The sequence below is a fragment of the Formosa algae genome (assembly GCF_001439665.1).
In the GTDB taxonomy this organism is placed as follows: Bacteria; Bacteroidota; Bacteroidia; order Flavobacteriales; family Flavobacteriaceae; genus Formosa; species Formosa algae.
This window is the reverse complement of sequence record NZ_LMAK01000045.1, coordinates 136,787-162,634: the sequence shown is the minus strand read 5'-3', so window position 1 is coordinate 162,634 and position 25,848 is coordinate 136,787. Positions and strand designations below refer to the sequence as shown.

Annotated in this window: 24 protein-coding genes and 1 other RNA gene; 10 read left to right on the top strand and 15 right to left on the bottom strand. The window is 32.9% G+C overall.

What is annotated here, in order from left to right:
• On the bottom strand, positions 1–263 hold a 263-nt coding region (locus AST99_RS12150; RefSeq protein ID WP_157486375.1), incomplete at its 3' end, for an AAA family ATPase.
• Between the two features lie 146 nt (positions 264–409).
• On the opposite strand from AST99_RS12150, the gene rnpB reads away from it, so the two are divergent.
• An RNA gene (rnpB, locus tag AST99_RS12155) (RNase P RNA component class A) lies at positions 410–723 on the top strand.
• Between the two features lie 87 nt (positions 724–810).
• Here rnpB and AST99_RS12145 read toward each other — a convergent pair.
• The 4 genes from AST99_RS12145 to AST99_RS12130 all read right to left on the bottom strand — a co-directional run bounded on the left by AST99_RS12145 (position 811) and on the right by AST99_RS12130 (position 3,666).
• Complete coding sequence (locus AST99_RS12145) at positions 811–1,332, bottom strand: nuclear transport factor 2 family protein (RefSeq protein WP_057782102.1); 522 nt, start codon at positions 1,330–1,332, stop codon at positions 811–813.
• Positions 1,333–1,557: 225 nt separating this feature from the next.
• On the bottom strand, positions 1,558–2,115 hold the full coding sequence (locus AST99_RS12140; RefSeq protein ID WP_057782101.1) for an RsmD family RNA methyltransferase: 558 nt from the start codon (positions 2,113–2,115) through the stop codon (positions 1,558–1,560).
• The gene (locus AST99_RS12135; protein WP_057782100.1) at positions 2,115–2,936 is read right to left on the bottom strand and encodes a DUF3822 family protein; all 822 of its coding nucleotides are present in this window, start codon (positions 2,934–2,936) and stop codon (positions 2,115–2,117) included. Before AST99_RS12135 ends, AST99_RS12140 begins: the two co-directional genes overlap by 1 nt.
• Complete coding sequence (locus AST99_RS12130) at positions 2,920–3,666, bottom strand: hypothetical protein (RefSeq protein ID WP_057782099.1); 747 nt, start codon at positions 3,664–3,666, stop codon at positions 2,920–2,922. The genes AST99_RS12135 and AST99_RS12130 overlap by 17 nt, the downstream gene beginning before the upstream one ends.
• Before the next feature lie 128 nt (positions 3,667–3,794).
• Between AST99_RS12130 and AST99_RS12125 the strand changes: the two genes are divergently transcribed.
• Positions 3,795–5,222, top strand: a complete 1,428-nt coding sequence (locus tag AST99_RS12125) for an ATP-dependent DNA helicase (protein WP_057782098.1) — start codon at positions 3,795–3,797, stop codon at positions 5,220–5,222.
• 178 nt (positions 5,223–5,400) lie between these two features.
• On the opposite strand, the gene AST99_RS12120 is transcribed toward AST99_RS12125, so the two are convergent.
• The 3 genes from AST99_RS12120 to AST99_RS12110 form a co-directional block, all read right to left on the bottom strand.
• Positions 5,401–6,351 carry a D-2-hydroxyacid dehydrogenase gene (locus AST99_RS12120; RefSeq protein WP_057782097.1) on the bottom strand — a complete coding sequence of 317 codons (951 nt, stop codon included), beginning with the start codon at positions 6,349–6,351 and terminating at the stop codon, positions 5,401–5,403.
• A gap of 52 nt (positions 6,352–6,403) precedes the next feature.
• Entirely contained in the window at positions 6,404–7,468 is a 1,065-nt protein-coding gene (serC, locus tag AST99_RS12115) for a 3-phosphoserine/phosphohydroxythreonine transaminase (RefSeq protein WP_057782096.1), read from the bottom strand.
• Positions 7,469–7,546: 78 nt separating this feature from the next.
• Positions 7,547–8,605, bottom strand: coding sequence for an acyl-CoA reductase (locus AST99_RS12110; RefSeq protein WP_057782095.1), 1,059 nt, complete (start codon positions 8,603–8,605; stop codon positions 7,547–7,549).
• Positions 8,606–8,673: 68 nt separating this feature from the next.
• Here AST99_RS12110 and AST99_RS12105 point away from each other — a divergent pair, with 68 nt between their 5' ends.
• The gene (locus AST99_RS12105; protein ID WP_057782094.1) at positions 8,674–9,027 is read left to right on the top strand and encodes a 4Fe-4S dicluster domain-containing protein; all 354 of its coding nucleotides are present in this window, start codon (positions 8,674–8,676) and stop codon (positions 9,025–9,027) included.
• 70 nt (positions 9,028–9,097) lie between these two features.
• Here the strand turns inward: AST99_RS12105 and AST99_RS12100 are convergent, their stop codons facing one another.
• Complete coding sequence (locus tag AST99_RS12100) at positions 9,098–11,815, bottom strand: TonB-dependent receptor (RefSeq protein WP_057782093.1); 2,718 nt, start codon at positions 11,813–11,815, stop codon at positions 9,098–9,100.
• Positions 11,816–12,204: 389 nt separating this feature from the next.
• Between AST99_RS12100 and ychF the strand changes: the two genes are divergently transcribed.
• The 4 genes from ychF (at position 12,205) to AST99_RS12080 (ending at position 18,357) form a co-directional block, all read left to right on the top strand.
• On the top strand, positions 12,205–13,299 hold the full coding sequence (gene ychF / locus AST99_RS12095; protein WP_057782092.1) for a redox-regulated ATPase YchF: 1,095 nt from the start codon (positions 12,205–12,207) through the stop codon (positions 13,297–13,299).
• 128 nt (positions 13,300–13,427) lie between these two features.
• Positions 13,428–15,296 (top strand): DNA topoisomerase IV subunit B, encoded by a 1,869-nt coding sequence (locus AST99_RS12090; protein ID WP_057782091.1) that lies wholly within the window; start codon positions 13,428–13,430, stop codon positions 15,294–15,296.
• Entirely contained in the window at positions 15,283–15,762 is a 480-nt protein-coding gene (locus tag AST99_RS12085) for a hypothetical protein (RefSeq protein WP_057782090.1), read from the top strand. Before AST99_RS12090 ends, AST99_RS12085 begins: the two co-directional genes overlap by 14 nt.
• A gap of 6 nt (positions 15,763–15,768) precedes the next feature.
• Positions 15,769–18,357: a DNA gyrase/topoisomerase IV subunit A gene (locus AST99_RS12080; RefSeq protein ID WP_057782089.1), complete on the top strand. Its 2,589-nt coding sequence runs from the start codon at positions 15,769–15,771 to the stop codon at positions 18,355–18,357.
• 150 nt (positions 18,358–18,507) lie between these two features.
• Here AST99_RS12080 and AST99_RS12075 read toward each other — a convergent pair whose 3' ends face one another.
• On the bottom strand, positions 18,508–18,879 hold the full coding sequence (locus AST99_RS12075) for a hypothetical protein (RefSeq protein ID WP_057782088.1): 372 nt from the start codon (positions 18,877–18,879) through the stop codon (positions 18,508–18,510).
• A 30-nt stretch (positions 18,880–18,909) separates the two neighbouring features.
• Positions 18,910–19,350 (bottom strand): helix-turn-helix domain-containing protein, encoded by a 441-nt coding sequence (locus AST99_RS12070; protein ID WP_057782087.1) that lies wholly within the window; start codon positions 19,348–19,350, stop codon positions 18,910–18,912.
• A gap of 303 nt (positions 19,351–19,653) precedes the next feature.
• Between AST99_RS12070 and AST99_RS12065 the strand changes: the two genes are divergently transcribed.
• Both AST99_RS12065 and AST99_RS12060 read left to right on the top strand, forming a co-directional pair.
• The gene (locus tag AST99_RS12065; RefSeq protein WP_057782086.1) at positions 19,654–20,808 is read left to right on the top strand and encodes a M14 family zinc carboxypeptidase; all 1,155 of its coding nucleotides are present in this window, start codon (positions 19,654–19,656) and stop codon (positions 20,806–20,808) included.
• Positions 20,809–20,881: 73 nt separating this feature from the next.
• Entirely contained in the window at positions 20,882–21,361 is a 480-nt protein-coding gene (locus tag AST99_RS12060; RefSeq protein ID WP_057782085.1) for an Lrp/AsnC family transcriptional regulator, read from the top strand.
• A gap of 61 nt (positions 21,362–21,422) precedes the next feature.
• Here AST99_RS12060 and AST99_RS12055 read toward each other — a convergent pair whose 3' ends face one another.
• On the bottom strand, positions 21,423–21,746 hold the full coding sequence (locus AST99_RS12055) for a hypothetical protein (RefSeq protein ID WP_057782084.1): 324 nt from the start codon (positions 21,744–21,746) through the stop codon (positions 21,423–21,425).
• A gap of 79 nt (positions 21,747–21,825) precedes the next feature.
• The gene (aroB, locus tag AST99_RS12050) at positions 21,826–22,899 is read right to left on the bottom strand and encodes a 3-dehydroquinate synthase (protein WP_057782083.1); all 1,074 of its coding nucleotides are present in this window, start codon (positions 22,897–22,899) and stop codon (positions 21,826–21,828) included.
• A 93-nt stretch (positions 22,900–22,992) separates the two neighbouring features.
• On the opposite strand from aroB, the gene AST99_RS12045 reads away from it, so the two are divergent.
• The gene (locus AST99_RS12045; RefSeq protein ID WP_057782082.1) at positions 22,993–24,168 is read left to right on the top strand and encodes a proline dehydrogenase family protein; all 1,176 of its coding nucleotides are present in this window, start codon (positions 22,993–22,995) and stop codon (positions 24,166–24,168) included.
• A 68-nt stretch (positions 24,169–24,236) separates the two neighbouring features.
• On the opposite strand, the gene AST99_RS12040 is transcribed toward AST99_RS12045, so the two are convergent.
• Together AST99_RS12040 and AST99_RS12035 are read right to left on the bottom strand one after the other, a co-directional pair.
• A complete protein-coding gene (locus tag AST99_RS12040; RefSeq protein ID WP_057782081.1) occupies positions 24,237–24,611 on the bottom strand; it encodes a hypothetical protein in 375 nt (124 codons plus the stop codon).
• Positions 24,612–25,811, bottom strand: a complete 1,200-nt coding sequence (locus tag AST99_RS12035; RefSeq protein WP_057782080.1) for an alanine dehydrogenase — start codon at positions 25,809–25,811, stop codon at positions 24,612–24,614.
• Positions 25,812–25,848 lie beyond the last annotated feature (37 nt).

Below are 25,848 nucleotides of genomic sequence, written 5' to 3'. Positions count from 1 at the left end.
TTATTAGAAGCAGCATCGAGTTCGAAGACATTAAAAGCAAAATCTTCGTCTGTTTGTTCTCCGTCTTTACTATTAATCATTTTAGCAAGTATACGTGCACAACTTGTTTTACCAACACCACGCGGTCCTGTAAATAGTAGGGCTTGTGCTAAATGATTATGTTCTATAGCATTTAATAATGTATTAGTAATAGCTTGTTGCCCAACAACATCCTTGAATGTTTGGGGTCTGTATTTACGAGCCGATACAATAAAATGTTCCATATAAATGCTTAGAACAACAAAGTTAAAAATTCAGGGTATATTTTTGAGCTATGTTGACTAAAAATACAATGAGTTATTAACAATTTTAGAAATTTAATAAAAGCGAGTTTAATAGTATTAGTTGGTAATTATTGTATTTTTGCCGCCAAGTAAATCGCCTTATCGCTATTCTATATAAAGAATGGAGGAAAGTCCGAACACCGTAGTGCAACATAGTGGTTAATGGCCACCAGTCGTGAGATTAGGAAAAGTGCAACAGAAAGTATGTACAGGTAATGCTGTAGTGAAACCAGGTAAACTCTATGTGGTGCAATGCCATGTATACCAATGTTTGAGGGCGGCACGCTCGATGTTGGAGGGTGGGCAGCTAAAGTGTATTAGTAATAATACATTGAGATAAATGATAAGGGCTTTTTTGAAAGAAAAAGTACAGGATTCGGCTTATAGATTTACTTAAATAAACAAGCCCTTTTTTATATTATAAAAAAGGGCTTTGCTTTCAATTTTGGTTGGTTGGTTATAAAATATTTGGTTGGTATTTTATTTTTTACTCGTCTTCTTCAAGTGTTTGTTCTAAGTTGTCTAATTTTTGAGTCGCTAATTCATCAAAAGCAACATAACTCGGTAAATTATCCCAATAACTATATTCTTTTACAATTTTTCCGTCTTTAAATTGAAATCGAGAAATAATTGGTATTTCTATTACTTTTTCACTTCCTTTTAAGGTTCCTTTCCAGTGTGCCCAGCTGTTTACCCATGTTTCACCTTCATCGTTAATAATCATTTCACATTTTACTCCATCTACAAAGGTGTAATCGGCAATAAGAGCACGTCCTTCTTTTCCTTCTTTAATGACATCTGAAATTGATTTAGAATCAAATGAATTTTCAAAGATTACAGCATCTTCTGCATATAATGTTTGTAAGCTATCATAATTACTGTCTTCGAAATATTCGTGTAACGTTTTAATAGTTTCTATTTCTGGAGACGATTTAGTATATTGTTTTACCGGTTCTGTACAAGAAGCCATAACAGCTAAAGAAAAAGCGAACAAAATAATTTTTTTCATAATAAAGAAATCTAATAATGGGGTTAATGGTTACTAATCCATATGATTAGCGTAAACTAAATTACATCTTTTATATTTATTTTAACATAAAAGGCGTGATTATTTTTAAAATTAATTTGAAAACGATTGAGTAAATTATATAAAAAGCTAGTGCTTTAGCGTTTAATTGTCTTTTTATCAAAGTCTTATGTGTAAAGTGCCTTTTTTACTTGTATATCAGGAAATTTACTCTGCTGTTTCGGTTTCAGGTTTATTAAAGAAGCTAAACATGTTTCCGCCGTAACTTTTGGAATAGTTATAATGCTCTAAATCTGATAAATCTGTGTGTTTAGAATGTTCTACGATTAACAGACCGTCGTCTTCTAACAAATCATTTTGAAAGACTAATTGCGGAATTTTACTAAACGCTTCTACAGGAAAGGCGTAAGGTGGGTCTGCAAATATAATAGTGGCTTTCATCGTGGTTTGTTCTAAAAATTTGAACACATCACTTTTAATAACCTGCAAAGGCATTTCGAAAGCTTGGGCTGTTTCGCTAATAAATTTAGTACATCCTAATTCCTGATCTACACATGTAATATTAGTGGTGCCACGCGAAGCAAATTCGTAACTTATACTACCAATTCCTGCAAATAAATCTAATACAGAAATATCGTCAAAATAATATGTGTTATTTAAAATATTAAATAAGGCTTCTTTGGCCATATCGGTGGTCGGGCGAACGGGTAGCTTTTTTGGAGCTGTAATTCTTCTTCCTTTGTATAATCCAGATATTATTCGCATTAAAAACTGTTTAAGATGACAAACTCTGCATGTGGAGTTTCTGGTTGTTGATTAAAAGTATAGTTGTGTTTATTAGATCCAAACGAAATATGTCGTACATACTTATAGGCTATATTGTAAATATCGCTATGCTCTAAAATATCTCCCACAAATACCAATTGAATGGTTTCTGGATTGAGTTTTAATTGTTCTACTGTAAATAGCAAATAATAAATAAAATCTTCTTTACTACTGTATTCAAATGTATTGTAAAACTGCAACTCTCTGTTAACAACACTTATTATTTCAAAATTTCGAGCGCCCATATGTATATACAGTTTAGGCTGATCTGCATTTTTCTCTATTTGTAGAATACTTTCTATTAAAACCGTAGAAAAGTGTTTATATGTAAATGCTCCAAAGTGCTCGTATATAAAATTATTTACGTTTACATAAGGGACATAAACATTTACACTATCGTTTATGTCAATATCATCACATGTTATAAAGTCGGATTTTAAAATCTTTGAATTGTATTTTAAATAATCTGCTAAACAATCTTCGTTAAATAGGGGTTTAGGAACTAAAGTAGATAATTCGTTTGTGTGAATGATTTGTACATTACTAAAATCTTGCTGTAGGCAGGTTTCATTTTTAAACAAAGCCTGTACATGCTCCAACAACTGATAAGGTGTTTCGTGTTTATTAAAACGAATATGTTTTAAAACATCAACCTGTTTTGTGTTAGCATTTAATATACAAAAAGAAAGTCCACTCAAACTAATTTGAATGGACAATTCTGTATGTGTTGTGATATGTGTGTTACTATTCGTCGTCGCCATATGTTTTAGGCCAGTTTCCGTTTGTTTTAACTTCAGACATAGAACCTACCATTAAGGCATCTCCGTTTACATCGTCTACTGCAATAATTTGGTTTTCTTGAATAACTAAATCTTTTTCTTGATCAAAAAAGATCACGTTTTTCTTAACAGAAGCTTCAAAAACAGGGATCTTAACATCGTTTTGGTCTAAAGTTCCAGCTTCCATTTTAAATTTAGAGCCTTCTGGTCCAATACCTGCAGGAAGATTCATCATGGTTTTATAACGAGGAGATGTTTTAAATAAAGAATCTTTTACAGAAACAAATCCTAATGTATCAATAATAATAATATCTTTTGTAGTTTCTACACCACCATATCTTTTTGTTAACTCTTCATCAATGATGGTAGAGTCACGACGTTGTGTAATTGTATATTTTGCTGTATCAATAAATTTAATTAAATGATCAAAATCTCCTGCGAATGTCCCTGTAACTTGTTTGTGAGCTAATTGAGCATCTCTAATGTCAATAAGTTTTTCGATAACTACAGCGTAACGTTTCTTTTTAACTTGGTTAAATTGGATTGGTGTGTAAACCGACATAAACGTTTGGTATCCTAAGAAGGCGATAAGAGCCCAAAGTGCAATAATTATAACAGGTTTTAACTTAGATGGTAAAAATTTGTCAATCAGCCAAACTAAACCAATCGTTAGCAGGATAGAAGCAACTGCAATAAGAATTATTGTAAGCATAGTGTTTTTTGTTAATTAAATTTTATTAAAGGTCTAACGCAAATCTACAATTTTTTTTTATTCGTAAAAACCTAAGAGAGTAAAAATCATTACTATCTTTGAATAAATTTTTTTCTGAAGCCCCATAAATGAATGCATCTCAATTTTATTCCCTTATAAAACAGGAGTTTCCGTTTAATCCGACCCCAAAACAAAATATTGTATTAATTCAATTATCTGAATTTATTTTTGATACCAACTCAAAATCACTTTATGTGTTAAAAGGGTATGCGGGAACGGGTAAAACCACGATAGTCAGCACTATAGTGAGTAATCTGTGGAAAATTAAGAAAAGTGCCGTGTTAATGGCTCCAACGGGTCGTGCCGCAAAAGTCATTTCAAATTATTCTAAAAAAGAAGCATTTACAATACATAAAAAAATCTATTTCCCACGTAAAGATAAGGGTGGTGGTGTAAAATTTGTTTTACAACCTAATAAGCATAAAAACACCATTTTTATTGTTGATGAAGCTTCTATGATCTCGGACACGCCTGGAGAATCTAAATTATTTGAAAACGGCTCGCTATTAGACGATTTAATGCAGTATGTATATGCTGGGCATCAATGTAAGTTATTACTAATAGGAGACACCGCACAATTACCTCCTGTAAAATTAGATATAAGTCCTGCTTTAGAACCTAAAACCTTAAGCTTGCAATACGACAAAGATGTGGTTACTATGGAGCTGGATGAAGTGGTACGACAAGAACAAGATTCAGGAATTTTATTTAATGCAACCATACTTCGAGAGACATTAGCAGGAGTGTTTTACGAGAGTTTTAAGTTTGATATTTTGCCTTATAAAGATATTGTTAGGCTTATAGACGGACAAGAAATAATGGATGCAATTAACGATTGCTATAGCGATTTAGGAAACGAAGAGACTGCAATCATTGTTAGAAGTAACAAGCGTGCAAATCTTTATAATCAACAAATTAGGAATCGAATTTTATTTAATGAAAATGAATTATCGACAGGTGATTATGTCATGGTTGTAAAGAATAATTATTTCTGGTTAAAGCCAACTTCTGAAGCTGGATTTATTGCAAACGGAGATATTATTGAGGTCTTAGAAATTTTTTCTATTAAAGAATTATATGGTTTTCGTTTTGCTGAAGTTAAAGTGAGAATGGTAGATTATCCTAGAATGATCCCGTTTGAAACAGTCTTGCTTTTAGATACTATAACAGCAGAATCTCCATCTTTACCTTATGAAGATTCTAACAGATTGTATCAAGAAGTTATGAAGGATTATGAAGATGAAGGTAGTAATTATAAAAAATTCACCAAAGTTAAAGCGAATAAATACTTTAATTCATTACAGGTTAAATTCTCTTATGCCATAACTTGTCACAAATCGCAAGGAGGACAATGGAATACGGTTTTTGTAGAACAACCGTATTTGCCAAATGGAATAGATAAAGATTATTTACGCTGGTTGTATACTGCTGTAACTCGTGCAAAAGAAAAACTGTATTTAATTGGTTTTAAAGACGAATTTTTTGAAGAAGACTAAAATGATTAGAGGTTTTGGTTTAAAGTGATTATAATCGTTTAAAAAGCTATTTTATTCATGTGATTGCAACTAATATGAAATCAAATAAGATTAAAATTCATCATTAATATGATAACGCATAAAAAAACCGTCTAAAATATATTTTAGACGGTTTTTTTTTAATATTTAATAAATAAAATTATAGTAAGATACTCGCAATTTGTTGTGCTAGTTCTGTACCAATTCTATCCTGAGCTTCATTAGTCGCAGCACCAGTGTGTGGTGTTAACGATAATGAAGGGTTCATTAATAATCCCATTTCTGGTTGTGGTTCTTTTTCAAAAACATCTAACGCAGCTCTAGAAATTTTACCACTTTCAATAGCCTTAACAAGAGCAATCTCGTCTACAACACCACCACGTGCAGCGTTTACTATTATGGCACCATCTTTCATGCTATTTAATTCTGCTTCACCAATTACATAACCATCTTGTGCTGGTACGTGTAAGGTTAAAAAGTCTGCCTGTTTTAAAACATCTTCTTTAGAGATGGTTTTAATTTCAAAGCTTACTTTTTGTCCGTCAAAGAATTCTAATTCTAAATCGGCTTTATCTAAAAACGGGTCAAATGCAACCACTTTCATTCCGGCTCCTAAGGCTACTTTAGCTGTAGCTTGACCGATACGTCCAAAACCTAAAACACCTAATGTTTTTCCTTTTAATTCTGTTCCTTTAGCGTAAGCTTTCTTTAAACCTTTAAAGTTTTTATCTCCTTCTAATGGCATATCTCTGTTAGAGTTATGTAAGAAACGAGCTAAACCGTATAAGTGTCCAAATACTAATTCTGCAACAGAATGCGAAGACGCAGCAGGCGTATTAATTACTTTTAATCCTTTTTCGCGAGCATATTCAACATCAATGTTGTCCATACCAACTCCACCACGACCAATAATTTTTAGGCTAGGGCAGGCGTCTATTAAGTCTTTACGTACTGTAGTTGCACTTCTAACTAATAAAACAACAACTTGGTTTTCGTTGATATAATTGATTAATTGTTCTTGCGCTACCGTGGTTGTGATAACTTCAAATCCATCTTTTTCTAAAGCGTCAATTCCACTTTTAGAAATACCGTCGTTTGCTAATACTTTCATAAGATTTGTCGTCATTTTTAAATGACATTGATTTTATTATTAATTAATTTGTTTATGCTTTTCTTTCTAACTCACTCATAACTTCTACAAGAGCAGCAACACTACTTAAAGGTAAAGCGTTGTACATAGATGCGCGGTAACCACCAACACTTCTGTGTCCGTTAATACCATTCATTCCTGCGTCTTTTGCCATAGCGTCGAAAGTATCTTTCAAACTCTCGTCTACTAAATTAAAAGTAGCATTCATGTTAGAGCGATCTTCTTTAGCAGCAAATCCTTTAAATAAAGGATTTAAGTCAATTTCAGAATACATTAATTGCGCTTTCTTTTCATTTTCTTTTTCAATAGCTGCAATTCCACCTAAATCTTTTAACCATTGTAGGGTTAACATAGATGTGTAGACTGCAAATACTGGAGGTGTATTAAACATACTTTCCTTTTCAATAAAGTTTTTGTAGTCTAACATAGAAGGAATAGCACGTGTTACTTTTCCTAAAACATCTTCTTTAATAACTACTAAAGTTGTTCCAGCAGGACCCATATTTTTTTGAGCTCCAGCATAGATTAAATCGAATTTAGAGAAATCTAAAGATCTTGAAAAGATATCACTACTCATGTCGCACACTAATGGTACCGACGTTGTAGGGAATTCTTTTAACTGAGTCCCGAAAATGGTGTTGTTAGATGTACAGTGGAAGTAGTCTAAATCTGATGGTACACTAAATCCTTTTGGAATATAGTTGTAGTTGGCATCTTTAGATGAAGCAACTTCTACAACCTCTCCGAAAAGTTTAGCTTCTTTTATAGATTTTGCAGCCCAAGTTCCTGTATTCAGGTAGCCTGCTTTGTTTTCAAGTAAATTGTACGCAGCCATTAAAAATTGCGTGCTTGCGCCACCTTGTAAAAATAATGCTTTGTAGCCTTTTCCTTCTAAGCCAAGTAGTTCTAAAGCTAATGCACTAGCAGTTTCCATAACCTCAATAAAAGGTTTGCTTCTGTGCGATATTTCAATTAGAGATAAACCGCTATTGTTAAAATCGATTACGGCTTCTGAAGCTTTAAGTAAGACTTCTTGTGGAAGGATACATGGGCCAGCACTAAAATTGTGTTTTTTCATTATTTCGATAATTTTGTGATAAGCACAAAGGTGCTAAATAATTGATGAATTTATATAATAAAATTAATATTTTTTATGCTAAATTTTTAATAAAAAGTCCACAGTATCAACGTTATCGGCATAATTCCATAGGTTTGGAGATTGGGTGTTTCCGAAAACAATTTCGTAATCTATAATTCCTTTAGAGACAACACATTGTATATCGGATTTTTTTGAAAATAAGTCGTTTTTTAGCGTATTTACATCGTTATAGTACTCGTAAAATATGGTCGCAATTGGAGACGAAAAACTTTGATCTTCTTTAATCATTAAGAACCCATTTTCAAGCATATCGAATTCGCTCATTAAATATACGGCTTTGTTGTAGTCGTAATTATTGGCGTATTTATGGTCGTTAATAACGTCTTTCCATTTGTACATGGCTTGGAAAAAGTCTTGAAAATCATAGCCTTCCGGGACGTATAGTTTAGATACGTTTCTGCAACCTAAACCATAATATCTAAAAATATCGTCTGCAAGAGCTTCTAGGTCTTCTGTGGTTTCTTTACCTGTAAGTACAGCCACAGAATTTCTGTTTTTTCTAATTATAGAAGGTTTGTTTTTAAAATAGTATTCAAAATAACGCGCGGTATTGTCGCTTCCTGTAGCGATTACGGCATCAAAATCTTTTAATTTATCTTCTATAAAAGTAATTTTTCCTTTAAATTCAGGCTCTACGTGTTCTAAATATTTTGCTAGAAAGGGGAGTAGATGCTTGTCGTTAGACGATTGTTTTACAACCACATCATGCCCTGAAATTAAAACCGATAAAAAATCGTGAAAACCAACTAAAGGGATATTCCCTGCCATGATTATAGCTACTTTTTTACTTGTAACATTGTTAAAGGAGTAGGTGTTTAACCAGTGGGTAATATTGTTTGTTGTCAGTGATTTAGACCATCCATCTAAGGCGAATACGAGGTTGTCTTGATTAAACCAGCCGTTGTGTTCTCTGGCTAATTTTAATTGATGTTTAAACCCATCAAAAAATAAATCATTGAAAAGAATATCGTCTTTTTTTTGAATTTTTTCATTTGAAAATTGGCTTAAAAAATCACCTAACTTTGCAAAAGCATTAATTCTTTGCTGTAAATTCATAGTCTAATTTGGTTATGAAAGGTTTTGGCTTTATTTTTGTCGCACAAAGTTAGAAAAAGAAATACGCTATGGCAATTATAATAACAGACGAATGTATAAATTGTGGGGCTTGTGAACCAGAGTGCCCAAATACAGCTATATATGAAGGTGCAGATGATTGGAGATATAAGGATGGAACAGGTTTAGATGGTTCTGTTGTGCTTCCAAATGGAAAACAAGTTGATGCTGATGAGGCTCAAGAACCAGTAAGTGATGAGATTTACTATATTGTTCCAGATAAATGTACAGAATGTAAAGGGTTTCATGAAGAACCACAATGTGCGGCTGTATGTCCGGTAGATTGTTGTGTCCCTGATGATGATCACGTAGAAACAGAAGAAGAATTATTAGGAAAGCAACGTTTTATGCACCCTGAAGATTAAATCTGTTTTACAGTTATAAAACAAAAAAACCGAGCATTTGCTCGGTTTTTTTGTTTAAATATGATTTGGATTAGAAACTAAATCCTAATCTAGAAAATATATAGCGGCCATCAGATCCCATCTGTACAGAATCTGCTAAACCTCCTTGGTCAGACCATCCGTCGAACTGAGAGCTAGGATAGGTGTTAAACAGATTATTTGCACCTATAGTTAGATTTAGTTGTTCTGTGAATTTGTATCCTAAACTTATGTCGGCGACTAAGCGGGCTTCATAAGTATCTGTTGCCACCAGTTTTAAAGCATCTGCTTCTGCGAAAGTTGTAGGAGGTGAGTCTACCCATTGGAAATCTTGTAAAATAACTTCGCTAAATTGAGTAAGAGTCGCATTAATATTGAATTTATTTATACTATACCCAAGATTTAAACCAAATTTATATTTTGGAGCTGCAGCTTCTAAATACGCCTGAGAGAACGGGCTAAAGAATCTCAATTGAGCTTCTTCGTCGGTCATGCTGCTGCCTTCAAATTCAGGAGTGTTAATACTGTCTATTTTTAAATCGTTTAAATTCCCAATTAGGTTGATATTTAAATTCCCATTAGCACCTAAAGTTGTTTTATAACTCAAAACAATGTCTAATCCTGTGGTTTGTGTGTCTACACCGTTAGCAAAAAACTGAGCAGCATCTACATTTAAAGGCCCTAGAATAGCTTGGTCTGTAAAATTATCTGTCAGTATAATACGGTCTTTTACATCAATTAAATAACCATCAATAGTTGCAGTAAATCCGCCAGTATTAAAGGTAAAACCAACACTTGCGTTAAATGCTTTTTCTTCTTTTAAATCTTCGATACCAAAAGCTTTAGTGACTGTACTATTATTTGCCGATAATAACGAAGGAATAGATTCTCCTGCGACAATGTTAGTAAATATAAGGTTGTAATATAATTGCGCTAAAGAAGGTGCTCTAAATCCTGTAGAGATAGAACCTCTAATTGCAAGTGCGTCGTCTAACAATTTGTATCTACTGGCAAGTTTAAAATTAAAAGTTTCTCCGAAATCACTGTAATTCTCAAATCTTAAGGCTCCACCAACTAAGAAATCATCTGTAACATTTAATTCAGAGTCTATATAGATGCCGTAATTTGTTCGGCTTCTATCTACTTCATTATCTGGGCTGTATCCAGGGAATCCTTGAGAGCCTCCAGGAAGTGCATCTCCGTTAGAGTCTGTAGCAACTATTTGAGTTGCTGGATTGGTGATGGGTACGCCGTTTTCATCGTATAAGGAGTACGATGCGATTTCTCCGGCAAAGATTCCGAAGTTTTCAGTACGGTATTCCATTCCAAAAGCTAAACTCAAGCCAGACATGGTGTCTTCAAAATATTTATTTAATGCTAATCCTGTAGTGTTTTGAGAAAGAAAATGGCCTCCAGCATTAAAATCTATAGGAGATGCATCTTGCATAGACGCATTGTTACTGTCTTTAACATAATAATGAAAATTGTTTTTTCCGAAAGTATTATTAAAATCTATAGTCCAGCCATTACTCATTTCATGTTTTACTCCAGCAGATACAGAAACATCTGTGATATTAGACGTAATTCTTGGTGTAAAACCGTCTGGATACAGACTAGGCACACTTCTATTATCGCCATCTTCAAAACTATCTCTAGAAAACGCATAAGCATCAGTATCTCTAAAATTTCGACCTCCGAAAGCATAAATTTCAGTGTTATCATCAATTGGTATTGCTGTATTTATCATAAAATTAAAACTATCTACACCAGCACTTCCATAACCTTTTCGCCAAGAAAACCCTGGGCGAAGTGTATTGTCTTTAGAAAGTAGTTCTGTGGTAAAATTAATATAACCACCGTTTTGACCAATATCTACACCGTAGTTGAAATCTACTTTAACCGTTTCACCATCAAAACTTTTGTCTTTTCCATCTAGTCTATTTTTTCCTTCTACATTATAAAGCGTTTCTCCAGTTTTTTCTTCCCAACCATCTCCAATAGCTGTGCTGTATGCGCCGTAAGTAACACTACCAGAAAAGCCTTCGGTATTATCTTTAAGGACGATGTTTATTACACCTGCAATAGCATCAGAGCCATATTGTGCCGAGGCGCCATCTCTTAATACTTCGATTCTTTTAATGGCAGATGCAGGAATGGCATTTAAATCTGTTCCAGAATTTCCTCGACCACGAGTTCCGAAAATATTTACCAAAGAAGATTGGTGTCTACGTTTTCCGTTAATTAATACTAAAGTTTGATCGGGACCTAGTCCACGAAGTGATGCAGGCACCACATGATCGGCACCATCAGATCCAGATTGTTTACTAGCGTTAAATGATGGAGCGGCATATTGTAAAATTTCATTAACTTCTACTTTTCCAGTAGTAGATGCGATTTCTGCAACATCCAAAACATCTACTGGAACAGCAGAATCTGTAATGGTTCGTTTTGGATTTCTTGATCCCACAAGAACAATTTCATCGAGACCTACACCTTCAATTAAAGTGACGTTAATTGTAGTTTGACCATTCACCTTAACTTCTTTAGGCTGATACCCTAAAAAACTAAAGACAAGTGTGGCATTTTCGCTGACGGTAATGGTGAAATTACCATCAAAATCGCCTATAACACCATTAGATGTACCTTTTTCAATAATATTTACACTAGGAACAGGTAGGCCTTCCGAGTCTATAATTTTACCAGTTACTTCTTGGGCGGTTGATATTTGAAAACATAATAGAGAAAGTAAAATAAAGTAGTATTGTTTCATAAGAGCGTGATTTGTTGGTTAATTATCTTAAAGATATAAAAATTAATAGTTTAAATAGATTGTAGAATGTTGTCTGTCAGTATATTTATTAAAATATCAATTTCCAACAGATTTACAGCGTGTGTTTTTAGTAATTACTTATTTTTAGTCTTTTAATTGTGTAATGTTTAAGTTTTTGTATGGTCTTAGTAAGTTTTTTACGATTTACAATTTAAAATGTAAATACATATTAAGTTTTAATAGAGGAGTAACTGCTTTTTGGTTAATTAATAGACTATGAAATCTATCTCATTAGTAAGCCCTATTTTTAATACTCGTATTCAGGATTTATTTTATCTTAAAAACTTCAGATAATTACTTACATTTGCACTCGCAAAATTATATTATACATGAAAGCTGGAATTGTAGGATTACCAAACGTAGGAAAGTCAACCTTATTTAATTGTTTATCTAATGCTAAGGCGCAAAGTGCAAACTTTCCGTTTTGTACTATCGAGCCTAATATTGGTGTGGTAAATGTGCCGGATCCAAGACTTGAGAAATTAGAAGAATTAGTGAATCCAGAGCGAGTTATGCCTGCAACTGTAGAGATTGTAGATATCGCTGGTTTGGTTAAAGGCGCAAGTAAAGGTGAAGGTTTAGGAAACCAATTCTTGGCAAATATTCGTGAAACAGATGCAATTCTTCATGTATTACGTTGTTTTGATAATGATAATATTGTGCACGTAGATGGTAATGTAAATCCGATTCGTGATAAGGAAACTATCGACATGGAATTACAGTTGAAAGATCTTGAAACGGTTGATAAAAAACTTGAGAAAGTAAAACGTGCTGCAAAAACAGGAAATAAAGATGCTCAGAAAGAAGAGGCGACTTTAATGAAAATTAAAACAAATTTAGAAGCAGGTGTTTCTGTGCGTGCTATAGATTTTGAAGATGATGAGTATGAAGATTTTGTAGAGCCATCTCAATTTATTACAGCAAAACCAGTAATGTATGTTTGTAATGTAGATGAAGCTGCTGCAAATTCTGGAAATGCTTATGTAGATTTAGTTAAAGAAGCGGTGAAAGACGAAAATGCTGAAGTATTAGTTTTGGCTGTTGGAACAGAAGCAGATATTAACGAATTAGACGATTTTGAAGAACGTCAAATGTTTTTACAAGACATCGGATTGGAAGAGCCAGGAGCGTCTAAATTAATTCGTTCGGCTTATAAATTATTAAATCAGCAAACGTATTTTACAGCTGGAGTTAAAGAAGTTCGTGCTTGGACTATAGATATTGGAGCAACAGGACCACAGGCTGCAGGAGTGATTCATACTGATTTTGAAAAAGGGTTTATTCGTGCAGAAGTTATCGCTTACGAGGATTTTGTGACCTACGGAAGTGAAGCAAAAGTAAAAGAAGCAGGAAAAATGCGAGTAGAAGGAAAAAATTATGTTGTTAAGGATGGAGATGTTATGCATTTCTTATTCAACGTTTAACGATTTATTTTTAAATAAAAAATCAGAGCCAATGTGAAAACATTGGCTCTTTTTGTTGATAAATACTAGTGTTACTGTTTTATTTTTGAAGCCGAAATGTTATATTAGCAACTCATCTCTAAAAATCTATGCTAGACCAAACCAATTATACCGAAGATAATATACGTTCATTAGACTGGAAAGAGCATATTCGTATGCGACCAGGGATGTATATTGGTAAGCTTGGTGACGGATCTTCTCCAGACGATGGAATCTATATTCTTTTAAAAGAAGTTTTAGATAACTCTATCGATGAGTATGTCATGGGGGCAGGAAAAACTATCGAGATCTCTATTCAAGGTAGTAAAGTTATTGTTCGCGATTACGGTCGTGGAATTCCTTTAGGAAAAGTGGTAGATGTGGTGTCTAAAATGAATACCGGAGGAAAGTACGATTCTCGTGCCTTTAAAAAATCTGTAGGATTAAACGGTGTGGGTACCAAAGCCGTAAATGCTTTGTCTTCTTATTTTAGAGTAGAATCTTCAAGAGATGGAAAATCGGCTTCTGCAGAATTTGAACAAGGAAATCTTAAAGATCAGGAATTCTTAGAAGAAACTACCAGACGAAAAGGAACTAAGGTTTCCTTTGTTCCAGATGAAATAATATTTAAAAACTACAAATTTAGAAATGAGTATGTAGAAAAAATGCTTAAAAACTATGTGTACCTAAATCCAGGGTTAACTATAGTTTTTAATGGTGAAAAATATTATAGCGAAAACGGATTAAAAGATTTATTAAGCGAAAACATTAAAGAAAGTGATATGATTTATCCAATCATTCACTTAAAGGGCGATGATATAGAAGTGGCTCTAACGCATAGTAGAACACAGTATTCTGAAGAATATCATTCGTTTGTTAACGGACAAAATACAACACAAGGAGGTACGCATTTATCTGCCTATCGCGAAGCGATTGTAAAAACCATTCGCGAGTTTTATGGTAAAAATTACGATGCTTCAGATGTTAGAAAGTCTATAGTTACAGCAATTGCTATAAAAGTAATGGAACCCGTTTTTGAAAGTCAGACAAAAACAAAATTAGGGTCTACAGATATGGGTGGAGAATTACCAACGGTAAGAACCTATATAAACGATTTTATAAAAAGATATTTAGATAATTTTCTTCATAAAAACACAGATACAGCCGATAAGATTCAACGAAAAATTCTTCAAGCAGAACGTGAGCGTAAAGAATTATCTGGAATTAGAAAGCTGGCAAAAGATCGCGCTAAGAAGGCGAGTCTTCACAATAAAAAATTAAGAGATTGTCGTGTACATTTTGGCGATATTAAAAATGAACGAAATTTAGAGTCTACCTTGTTTATTACCGAGGGTGATTCGGCTTCCGGAAGTATTACTAAATCTCGAGATGTAAATACACAAGCTGTTTTTAGTTTAAAGGGGAAACCTTTAAATTGTTATGGCTTAAGTAAAAAGATTGTATACGAGAATGAAGAATTTAATTTACTTCAAGCAGCCCTAAATATCGAAGAGTCTATGGAAGACTTACGATATAACAATATTGTAATTGCCACAGATGCCGATGTCGATGGAATGCATATTAGATTATTATTAATTACGTTCTTCTTGCAATTTTTTCCAGAAATTATAAAAGAAGGCCATTTGTATATTTTACAGACGCCATTGTTTAGAGTTCGAAATAAGAAAAAAACCATTTATTGTTATTCAGAACAAGAACGTGTAAATGCGATTGACGAATTAAAGCCGAAACCAGAAATTACACGATTTAAAGGTTTAGGTGAAATTTCTCCAGACGAGTTTAAGCATTTTATAGGTGGGAATATTCGATTAGAACCTGTTATGTTGGATAAGGATATGTCTATAGAAGAGTTGTTAGAATTCTATATGGGTAAGAACACACCAACACGTCAGAAATTCATTATAAATAATTTGAAAGTAGAAATAGATTTAGTAGCAGAAAAAAATGAGAACGGATAACGGGAACGTAAAAAATACTATTATTTCAGTGTATTTCGTTTTAATTGTCTTAGCCATTGTTTTGGCTACGGTATTTAGAGCTTTTAGTGATTTAACAAATAACTTTTGGTTAACCTTTGTTATTGTGTTTTCTATTTACGCATGTGTGTTTTTAGCAGTATATTTAATTGCTAAATACTTTGAGTATGATAGTGATGGGGAACAGATTGTAGTGACTAATAAAGGGTTATTATTGTCTGAAAGATTTAATTATAGAGCTCATGAAATTGAGTTTGAAAAGAAAGATTTAATTGGTTTTAAATTCAAAAACTATTTAATATACAGGTGTTTAGTGTTGTATATTAAAAGTGATAAATCAACTATAAAAGAACGCTTCAATACAACTTTAGTGACGAGTAGAAAGCGAAGATATATTGGGCAATCTTTAAGTAAAATAGTAAAAAAGAATATTTCAAATAAAGCGTAATTATTAATGATTGAAAGCGATAACGACGAATTAAATACTAATCTTCCCGAAGACCAAGAGACGATTACTAGGGTTTCCGGGATGTATAAAGATTGGTTTTTAGATTATGCATCTTATGTAATTCTAGAACGTGCAGTACCTGCGATTGAAGATGGTTTTAAACCAGTACAACGTAGGATTATGCATTCTATGAAAGACTTGGATGATGGTCGTTATAATAAAGTCGCGAACATTGTAGGGCATACCATGCAATATCATCCACACGGAGATGCGAGTATTGCAGACGCTATGGTGCAAATTGGTCAGAAAGATCTGTTAATAGATACTCAAGGAAACTGGGGAAATATTTTAACAGGAGATAGTGCTGCTGCATCAAGATATATAGAAGCGCGATTATCCAAATTTGCTTTAGATGTAGTGTATAATCCTAAAATTACAGAATGGCAAGCCTCTTATGATGGTCGACGAAAAGAGCCGGTAAATTTACCGGTTATGTTTCCGTTGTTATTAGCGCAAGGCGGTGAAGGAATTGCTGTAGGATTATCTACAAAAATATTACCTCATAATTTTATAGAATTAATAGATGCATCTGTAAAGCACTTAAAAGGTAAGGGATTTACAATTTTACCAGATTTTCCAACTGCTGGTATTGCAGATTTTACTAATTATAACGATGGTTTGCGAGGTGGTCGAGTGCGTATACGTGCAAAAATTTCGCAACTAGATAAAAATACGTTAGTTATAACAGAGATTCCTTTCGGAACAAATACATCGTCACTTATAGATTCTATCCTTAAAGCAAATGATAAGGGTAAAATAAAAATTAAAAAAATTGAGGATAATACAGCTGCAGATGTCGAGATTTTAGTGCATTTGCCAGCGGGAATCTCTCCAGATAAAACAATAGATGCATTATATGCGTTTACGAGTTGCGAAAGTTCTATTTCGCCTTTAGGTTGTGTTATTGAAGATAATAAACCATTATTTGTTGGTGTTACAGAAATGCTTCGTCGGTCTACAGATAATACGGTGCAGCTTCTAAAAAGTGAATTAGAAATTAAACTTAGCGAATTTGAAGAGCTATGGCATTTTGCATCTCTAGAACGGATTTTTATTGAAAATAGAATTTACCGCGATATAGAAGAAGAGGAAACTTGGGAAGGTGTTATTAAAGCTATCGATTCTGGTTTAAAACCGTTTACCAAACATTTAAAACGTTTGGTTACCGAAGATGATATTGTACGGTTAACAGAGATTAGGATTAAGCGTATTTCTAAATTTGATATCGATAAAGCACAACAAAAAATTGATGCTTTAGACGAGCAAATAGCTGAAGTAAAACATCACTTGGCAAATCTAATCGATTATGCAATAGCGTATTTCGTGAGATTGAAAAAAGAATATGGAGCAGGACGTGAGCGTAAAACAGAAATTAGAATTTTTGATGATGTAGATGCGACTAAGGTAATTATTCGTAACACAAAATTATATGTAAACCGTGTTGAAGGTTTTGTAGGGACCTCTTTAAAGCGAGACGAATATGTCGGAGATTGTAGTGATATAGATGATATTATTGTTTTTACCAAAGACGGTAAAATGATAGTTACTAAAGTGGATTCTAAAACATTTATAGGTAAAGATATTATTCATGTGGCTGTGTTTAAGAAAAAAGACAAGCGTACCATTTATAATATGATTTATCGAGATGGCAGCAAAGGACCAACATATGTTAAACGCTTTGCTGTTACTGCAATTACGCGCGACAAAGAATACGATTTAACAACAGGAGCAAAAGGCTCTACAGGTTTGTATTTTTCTGCCAACCCTAATGGAGAAGCAGAAGTTGTAACTGTATTGTTGCGACAAGTAGGAAGTATTAAGAAGTTAAAATGGGATTTAGATTTTTCTGATATCCTTATAAAAGGTCGTGCGTCTAAAGGAAATCTAGTTAGCAAATTCCCAATTAAAAAAATTGAGCTTAAAGAAAAAGGAGTTTCAACATTAAAACCACGTAAAATATGGTTTGATGATACAGTGCGTCGTTTAAATGTAGATGGTAGAGGTGAATTGTTAGGTGAATTTAGAGGAGAAGATCGCTTGTTGATTATTAGTCAATCAGGGTCAGTGAAAACCATACTACCTGAATTAACTGCGCATTTTGACAACGACATGATTGTGCTTGAAAAATGGACACCAAAGAAACCGATATCTGCTATTTATTATGAAGGAGAGAAAGAACGATATTACGTAAAACGTTTTATGGTTGAAAATGAAAACAGAGAAGAAGTCTTTATCTCTGAACATGAAAAATCGCATTTAGAAATAGTTTCTACAGATTGGTTGCCAATCGCAGAGATTGTTTTTGGTAAAGAACGTGGTAAAGATCAGAAGGAAAATCAAGAAGTCAATCTTGAAGAATTTATTTCAATAAAAGGTATTAAAGCTCTAGGAAATCAATTAACTACAGATAAAGTAAAACAAATAAATTTATTGGATCCGCTACCATATGAAACTGAAACAGATACTTCTGAAGATGATTCCGACAATGAGGATAGTGAAGATTCATCTGAAAATTCTGAGCCTACACTGTTCTAAAAAAAGAGTTTATATAGATTAAAAAATCACCATGAGAATTATTCTTATGGTGATTTTTTTGTTTTAAATCGTTTTTAAGTCAATTAACGAATTAAAAATCTTAGAGATGTGTTTGGTGTCGTTATAGAGAAAACTGTGCTTTAAATAGGCTTATTTGGCTCGAATAGCGATACCTTTTTGTTTTAAGTCTTCACCAACATAAGAATATTCAAAAGTGTAAGAAGAATCTGTTGTGGTTAGTATTTTTAAGTGAATGTCTTTTCGTTCTACTCTGTTTTTAGGATGTATAGTTCTAAAAACAACTTCGCAATCATTTATCCATCGTACTTGGGAAGAATCAATTTTTCCTTCATAAGATTCTATTTGCAGGCTGTCTGTTCTGCTAAACTCCGATTTAAATGTGGTTCCATCAATATTAATTTCACTGTAAAAATGCCCAGTTTTAAAATCTGTACAATTTCTGTTCACATTATAACAGCTTGCCATGCTTAAGACAAGTAGTAATAGAAGCAATGGTTTCATAAAAGTTTCTTTTCGGTAAAAATAGTGAACTTAAATTGAGTTCTCAAAGTTTTTAAAGCTTCCGTCTGTATAAAAAATTACGATGCGTTCTATTTGTTTAGAAGGATCTGATTTAAAAACAGGATTAGGAATTTGATCTGCAAGCGGTTCTTGTGGTCTCTGTATTTCTTGTGGTTTTTGTTTAGGTGGGGGTGCAGGTGCTGTGTCTTTTGAAAACAGATCTGGAGTATGCTTTGTTTTAGTTTCGGCAGGGAAGGAACCTTTCCCGTTTAATAACCAATAGAGTTCTACTTCAGGATAGGTGCTTAGAATTTTCATTACAAAATCCAAACTCGGTTTATTTCTCCCGGATAAAATGTGAGAAATAGAAGAGCGTTGTACGCCAATTTTTTCAGAGAAAGAAGAAGCAGATTCACCGTAAAAGTCAATCACTTTTTGAAGTCGTTTTGTAAACTCATCACTGTTTATCATTGTAAACCAATTTAAAGCTGTTAGCTGATTACAAATGTAACAAAAAGAATAATGCTGTCAACATTATTGGTGATTTATGTCACATATATATTAATGTTTAGCTTTAAATATATATGTATAAACTACTGAAATACAGTTTATAGTGTGTTTGTTTTGAGGTGAAATAATTTAAGGCTACTTAAGACCTATATTTACTTATAAATCACTTTTAGGATGTATATAAATGTATACAAACAGACCATGTCAAAACGTTTACAATTGTAAATGTATAATTGTTTACATTTGTGTACTTATAAAAATGCTATGACTATTAAAGAAATTACAAGTCTATATCAGACTCATAAAGAGCAAGAATTAGAAGGGCGCTATATTACCAATTCACATATTAAACCACTTTTAGAAACATTGGATTCTAGTTTTGAAGTTTCAGAAATTGGAACTTCTGTATTAGGTAAACCTATCTCTGCTATTAAATTTGGAACAGGTAAAAAACGATTGTTACTGTGGTCTCAAATGCACGGAAATGAATCTACAACCACAAAAGCACTTTTCGATTTCATTAATACCCTTAAACATCCAAATACCACATTAAGCCATTTAAAAGATGCATGTACCTTTTATATTATACCTATTTTAAATCCTGATGGTGCTGAAGCATACACAAGGCTTAATGCTATAGACATCGATTTAAATAGAGATGCACAAACCTTGTCGCAACCAGAGAGTAAAGTGTTGAGAGCTGCTTTTAATGACTTTAAACCTCATTATTGCTTTAACTTACATGGACAACGTACTATATTTAGTGTGGCACGTGCTAATAAAACAGCTACAGTTTCATTTTTATCTCCAGCTCAAGATGAACATAGAGCGGTAACCGACTCAAGAAAGGTTGGTATGGATATTATAGCTGAAATGAATAATACTTTACAAGACTTAATTCCAGGACATGTAGGACGTTATGATGATTCTTTTAATATAAATTGCGTAGGGGACAGCTTTCAGTCTTTTAATGTACCTACAATACTATTTGAAGCTGGACATTTTGCAAATGATTACGATAGAGATATTACACGTTTCTATATTTATGCGGCTTATCTCTCTGCATTTAACTATATCGCTAAGCATGCTGTTAATGGCGATAAATATGAAGATTACTTTACAATTCCAGAAAATGGTAAGTGTTTTTACGATATTATTATTAGAGATGCTAATGTAGGTACAACTGAAAATCCTGAGATTTTAGACATTGGAATACTGTTTGTTGAAAAATTAATTAACAAAAAAATTGAGTTTTTATCAAAGATTGAGAGTATCGCAATGCTATCAGATTTTTATGGTCATAAAGAGATTAACGCCAATAGAATGAGGGTGTTAGGTGTGGATGAGCAAGTGGTGAAAGTAGGTATCGAAAACGATTTCGTGACCATAGGTGATGTCAATTTTTTATTAAAATTGTGAAAACCTTAATAATTTGATAAGATTAATACATAAAAATGTATTATTTTTGCTGTAAAGAACAAAAAGTACAGATATGGCAAAATTTAAATTAGATGAAATAGACCACCAAATTCTTGATATGTTAATTGATAACACAAGGGTTCCTTTTACAGATATCGCTAAGAAATTATTGATCTCGGCTGGTACTGTTCATGTTAGAGTTAAGAAAATAGAAGACGCTGGGATTATTAAAGGTTCTTCTTTAACTTTAGATTATAAAAAATTAGGATATTCTTTTATCGCTTATATAGGTGTTTATTTAAATAATACATCTCAAACTAAATTTGTGTTAGAGCGTATTAACGAATTACCATTTGTTACGGTTGCTCATATCACAACTGGCAAATTTAATATCTTTTGTAAAATTAGAGCAAGAAACACAGCTCATGCAAAAGACGTTATTTTTATGATTGACGACATAGAAGGTGTATACAGAACAGAAACTATGATTTCTTTAGAAGAAAGCATAAATGATAAAAAACGTTTAATGCACTATATCTTTAAAGAATTATAGTCGTAAGCATTTTAAATCAAATTATAAAAAAGAGCCCAATATTAAATATTAGGCTCTTTTTTTATTCTTCTTCATTTGTAAATATTAAATCTTCGTCTAAAGTTAGGTTGGGTTCGTCTGGAAAATCTACAACAATGTGTCCAAGGCTATTTAAGACCATGTCGTTAGTACGATCAAAATTAGTCATCGTATAATGTAGTTTACAACTTACTTTGACTAAATAATTTGTATCGTTAACTGTTATTTCAACGGCTTCTATGGTCTCATTATGGTGGTTATCGAACGTAATAATATCTCGATCATTATAACCATCAGGAAACTTCTCTGTCAATTTTGTTAAAATCTCAGGCGTTAGTTTTTTATAATCAACAATAACTTTTCTCATCTTAAAAGTGTTTTAGATGTTTAATAGTATTGTTAAATGTCGCTTATCTCGGGATACTAAATTTACAAATTATTTTTATTTAATACGAACCGTTATAAAAATTTAACGCTTCAATAATCAGATCATTTGGCACCAGACAATCTATTTTAGTTTGGCCTATAGCGCTTAGAAGCACAAAATTAATATTACCATGAGAGTTTTTCTTATCGTACTTTAAAAGCTCAATAATAGGTTCGTAATCTTCTTCATTAATAGTAACAAAATCATATATACTTAGAATAAGATCTTTTATTTCTGTGTTTTCGGCTTCACTTAAGCCTGTAAGTTTTGTAGAGATGTACGAGGCTAAAATCATTCCAATAGCAATAGCTTCACCGTGTAGTAAATTTGTTTTATGTGTATTGCTTAAGAAATAAGATTCTATAGCGTGTCCAATAGTGTGTCCGTAATTAAGTGTTTTTCTTAGTCCGTTTTCTCTAGGATCTATATCTACAACATGTTTTTTTATTAAAACAGACTCGTAAATTAACTCGTCTAAATGTTCTGAGTTTAATACAGACAAGTCTTTAAATTTATCCCAATACGCTTTGTCTTGTATTAATCCATGTTTAAGCATTTCTGCTAAACCTGAACGCATTTCGTTTTGAGCTAACGTTTTTAAATATGTAGTGTCTATAATAACCATTTCGGGTGTATTAATAACACCAATTTGATTTTTTAAAGTCCCTAAATCTACTCCTGTTTTTCCTCCCACAGAAGCATCTACCATAGATAATAGGGTAGTAGGAACGTTTATAAAAGTTATACCACGTTTAAAAGTAGAAGCTACAAAACCACCTAAATCTGTAATTACGCCTCCGCCTAAATTAATAACAAGACTTTTTCTATCGGCTCCAAGTTCAGAAAGTACGTTCCATACACCAACACAAGTTTCAATAGTTTTATTAATTTCTCCAGACTCTATTTCAATAATTTCAATAGTGCTAGTTGTTTCTATTTCAGATAATAAATGCGGTAAACAAAGTTTGTGAGTGTTTTCGTCTACTATAATAAATATATTAGAAGGATTGCTCTCTTTTATATGTGTGTTTACGTGTTGATACGCACTTGTAGTGAAGTGAATTTTATTGGTGTTACTTTCTATAGTTTTCATAAAATAGGTCTAAAAAAATAACCGTGAAAATAAGGAGTTTTTTGCAAAAAAGTAAGTTCAGCTTCATTATATTTACATAAATATTTTAAGTGAATGAATAAAAATACAATTTTCGATAACACGGAAATTGCTTTTGCATTAAAAAGTGATTCTGAATTGGAAAGAGCATATTTTCTTTTCAAAATGATTTCAATAGAGCCTTTAGTGCGTATTGGAACGGCTGCAACAAATTTTGCTTTAAAGGCAAAATTACCTGTAGAAGGATTGATTAGGGCCACAGTGTTCGATCATTTTTGTGGAGGAGTTAATGAAGAAAATTGTTTACCTGTTATTGATAATATGTATGAGAAAGGTGTAAGTTCTGTTTTGGATTACTCTGTTGAAGGTAAAGAAAATGAAACCGAATTTGATGCCGCACTTAAAATCACCATGAAAATTATAAATTTTGCTGAAGAGCGTAAATCTATTCCTATTGCAGTATTTAAGCCTTCTGGTTTTGGAAGAATTGCATTGTTTGAAAAAATAGGGGCACACACAACTTTATCAGAAAAAGAAACCGAAGAATGGTCGCGCGTAAAATATCGGTTTGAAACGGTTTGTAAAGCGGCAAAAGAAAGAGATGTGTTGTTGTTGATTGATGCCGAAGAGAGTTGGATGCAAAATGCTGCAGACGATTTAATTACTGAATTGATGCGAAAATATAACACCGAGAAAGCTATAGTGTTTAATACCTTACAAATGTATAGACACGACCGCTTAGATTTCTTGAAGCAACAACATAAACTAGCTAAAGCTGAAGGGTTTTATTTAGGATACAAGCTCGTGCGTGGCGCATATATGGAAAAGGAAAATGAACGGGCAGAAAAGCTTGGATATCCGACGCCAATTTGCGAAAATAAACAAGCTACAGATTTAAACTTTAATAATGCTGTAGCCTATATGTTAGATCATTTAGATGAGATGTCTATATTTAATGGCACGCATAACGAGAATAGCTCGTATTTATTAATGGATTTAATGTCTGAAAAAGGGGTTGCTAATTCAGATAAACGTGTTTGGTTTGGGCAGTTATATGGTATGAGCGATCATATTAGTTTTAACTTATCGCATTTAGGTTATAATGTGGCTAAATATGTGCCTTTTGGCCCCGTTAAAGATGTTATGCCTTACTTGATAAGACGTGCTGAAGAAAATACGTCTGTTGCAGGACAGACAGGAAGAGAATTAAATTTACTTTCTAAAGAGAAGAAAAGAAGAAAGAAATTATAATATGTAATAATATACTTAAACAAAAAAGGTTGACTTCGTGAAGTCAACCTTTTTTGCTGTAAACTAGTTTAGTCTAGAAGTTTAATGTCTTCGATAGTTGCTTTTTCTTTGCAGTTTTTTATAATTAATGCAATAGATTTTTTATCTAATGTACCATTTAAATAGTAGGTTTTACAAGGCTCTGAGGAGGTGTCGCTTTTAGAAAAATCGACATCGCCTTTGTGTAAAACATGGTTAAGTATAATAGTGTCTATACTTTGATTTTTAATTATAGATTTAGCATTTTCGCTATACACTACAGGTTTTGTGTTTATGTTTTTAATTACGCGAGCATCTAGTCCGTAACTACAAGATGTTTTTTTTCCGCTTAAAAAAAAAGCTAGCAGTATAAGGCCTAATGAAAATCCGCCTAAGTAATATCCAATACGATGTATAAGTGTCATTTAAAAAATTAAGAGATTAATATCGCTATATTTTAAATTAAACCATTCTCCAACGGAACGATTCGTTAAAATACCGTGATAAAAGTACAACCCATTTTTTAAACCTTTCTCAAATCTTAAGGAATTTTCTAAACCACCTTCTTCTGCGATCTTTAATAAATACGGTGTAAAAATATTACTTATTGATATAGAGGCAGTTCTAGAGAATCTGGCTGGTATATTGGGTACGCAATAATGTATTACACCATGTTTGTTAAATGTTGGAATTTTATGAGAAGTGACTTCACTCGTTTCAAAACACCCGCCCATGTCTATGCTGACATCCATAATTACAGAACCTTTTTTCATGCATTGCACCATAGATTCTGATACAACTATTGGGGAACGTGATTTTCCCCTAACTGCACCTATGGCAACATCGCAACGTTTTAATGCTTTTGTAAGATTTTTAGGCTGTAAGGTAGAAGTGAAAATAGGACGTCCTAAATTGGTCTGAATGCGTCTTAATTTAGAAATAGAATTGTCGAAAACTTTTACATTAGCACCTAATCCTATAGCGCTTCTGGCTGCAAATTCACCTACCGTTCCAGCACCTATAATGACAACTTCTACAGGAGGCACACCACAGATATTTCCAAATAATAATCCGTTACCTTGATTAATATTCGATAATAATTCTGAAGCAATAATTACAGCACCTGTTCCTGCAATTTCACTTAGAGAGCGCACTGCCGGATAGTGACCATCTTCGTCACGTATAAATTCAAATGCCAAAGCCGTGATACGTTTTACCGCTAAAGCTTCAAAATATTTTTTATCCTGAGTTTTTAGTTGCAAAGCAGAAATTAAAATAGTTTGCGGATTAATAAGATCAATCTGTTCTAGAGTAGGAGGTTCTACCTTTAGAATCATGGGACAAGAAAAAACTTTAGAGGTGTCTCTAGTAATTTCTGCTCCAGCTTCACTATAATCTTTATCTGTAAAATTAGCGCCTAATCCAGCACCTGCCTCCATGAGTACACGATGTCCGTTTGATATTAAAGCAGAAACCGCATCTGGAGTTAGACACACACGTTTTTCTTGATAAGCAGTTTCTTTGGGAATGCCAATAAATAAACTGCCTTTATTTTTAAAAATTTCAAGTGTTTCTTCTTGTGGAATTAACTGTTGGTGTGTAAACGGAGAAAATGATTTAGACATATGTTTTTACCCTATAATAAGCATTCAAAATACAAAT

Coding starts and splice junctions, on each gene's coding strand:
- AST99_RS12145 (WP_057782102.1), bottom strand. CDS start 1,332: ATGAAAAAAATTATTTTGTTCGCTTTTTCTTTAGCTGTTATGGCTTCT.
- AST99_RS12140 (WP_057782101.1), bottom strand. CDS start 2,115: ATGCGAATAATATCTGGATTATACAAAGGAAGAAGAATTACAGCTCCA.
- AST99_RS12135 (WP_057782100.1), bottom strand. CDS start 2,936: ATGGCGACGACGAATAGTAACACACATATCACAACACATACAGAATTG.
- AST99_RS12130 (WP_057782099.1), bottom strand. CDS start 3,666: ATGCTTACAATAATTCTTATTGCAGTTGCTTCTATCCTGCTAACGATT.
- AST99_RS12125 (WP_057782098.1), top strand. CDS start 3,795: ATGAATGCATCTCAATTTTATTCCCTTATAAAACAGGAGTTTCCGTTT.
- AST99_RS12120 (WP_057782097.1), bottom strand. CDS start 6,351: ATGAAAGTATTAGCAAACGACGGTATTTCTAAAAGTGGAATTGACGCT.
- serC (WP_057782096.1), bottom strand. CDS start 7,468: ATGAAAAAACACAATTTTAGTGCTGGCCCATGTATCCTTCCACAAGAA.
- AST99_RS12110 (WP_057782095.1), bottom strand. CDS start 8,605: ATGAATTTACAGCAAAGAATTAATGCTTTTGCAAAGTTAGGTGATTTT.
- AST99_RS12105 (WP_057782094.1), top strand. CDS start 8,674: ATGGCAATTATAATAACAGACGAATGTATAAATTGTGGGGCTTGTGAA.
- AST99_RS12100 (WP_057782093.1), bottom strand. CDS start 11,815: ATGAAACAATACTACTTTATTTTACTTTCTCTATTATGTTTTCAAATA.
- ychF (WP_057782092.1), top strand. CDS start 12,205: ATGAAAGCTGGAATTGTAGGATTACCAAACGTAGGAAAGTCAACCTTA.
- AST99_RS12090 (WP_057782091.1), top strand. CDS start 13,428: ATGCTAGACCAAACCAATTATACCGAAGATAATATACGTTCATTAGAC.
- AST99_RS12085 (WP_057782090.1), top strand. CDS start 15,283: ATGAGAACGGATAACGGGAACGTAAAAAATACTATTATTTCAGTGTAT.
- AST99_RS12080 (WP_057782089.1), top strand. CDS start 15,769: ATGATTGAAAGCGATAACGACGAATTAAATACTAATCTTCCCGAAGAC.
- AST99_RS12075 (WP_057782088.1), bottom strand. CDS start 18,879: ATGAAACCATTGCTTCTATTACTACTTGTCTTAAGCATGGCAAGCTGT.
- AST99_RS12070 (WP_057782087.1), bottom strand. CDS start 19,350: ATGATAAACAGTGATGAGTTTACAAAACGACTTCAAAAAGTGATTGAC.
- AST99_RS12065 (WP_057782086.1), top strand. CDS start 19,654: ATGACTATTAAAGAAATTACAAGTCTATATCAGACTCATAAAGAGCAA.
- AST99_RS12060 (WP_057782085.1), top strand. CDS start 20,882: ATGGCAAAATTTAAATTAGATGAAATAGACCACCAAATTCTTGATATG.
- AST99_RS12055 (WP_057782084.1), bottom strand. CDS start 21,746: ATGAGAAAAGTTATTGTTGATTATAAAAAACTAACGCCTGAGATTTTA.
- aroB (WP_057782083.1), bottom strand. CDS start 22,899: ATGAAAACTATAGAAAGTAACACCAATAAAATTCACTTCACTACAAGT.
- AST99_RS12045 (WP_057782082.1), top strand. CDS start 22,993: ATGAATAAAAATACAATTTTCGATAACACGGAAATTGCTTTTGCATTA.
- AST99_RS12040 (WP_057782081.1), bottom strand. CDS start 24,611: ATGACACTTATACATCGTATTGGATATTACTTAGGCGGATTTTCATTA.
- AST99_RS12035 (WP_057782080.1), bottom strand. CDS start 25,811: ATGTCTAAATCATTTTCTCCGTTTACACACCAACAGTTAATTCCACAA.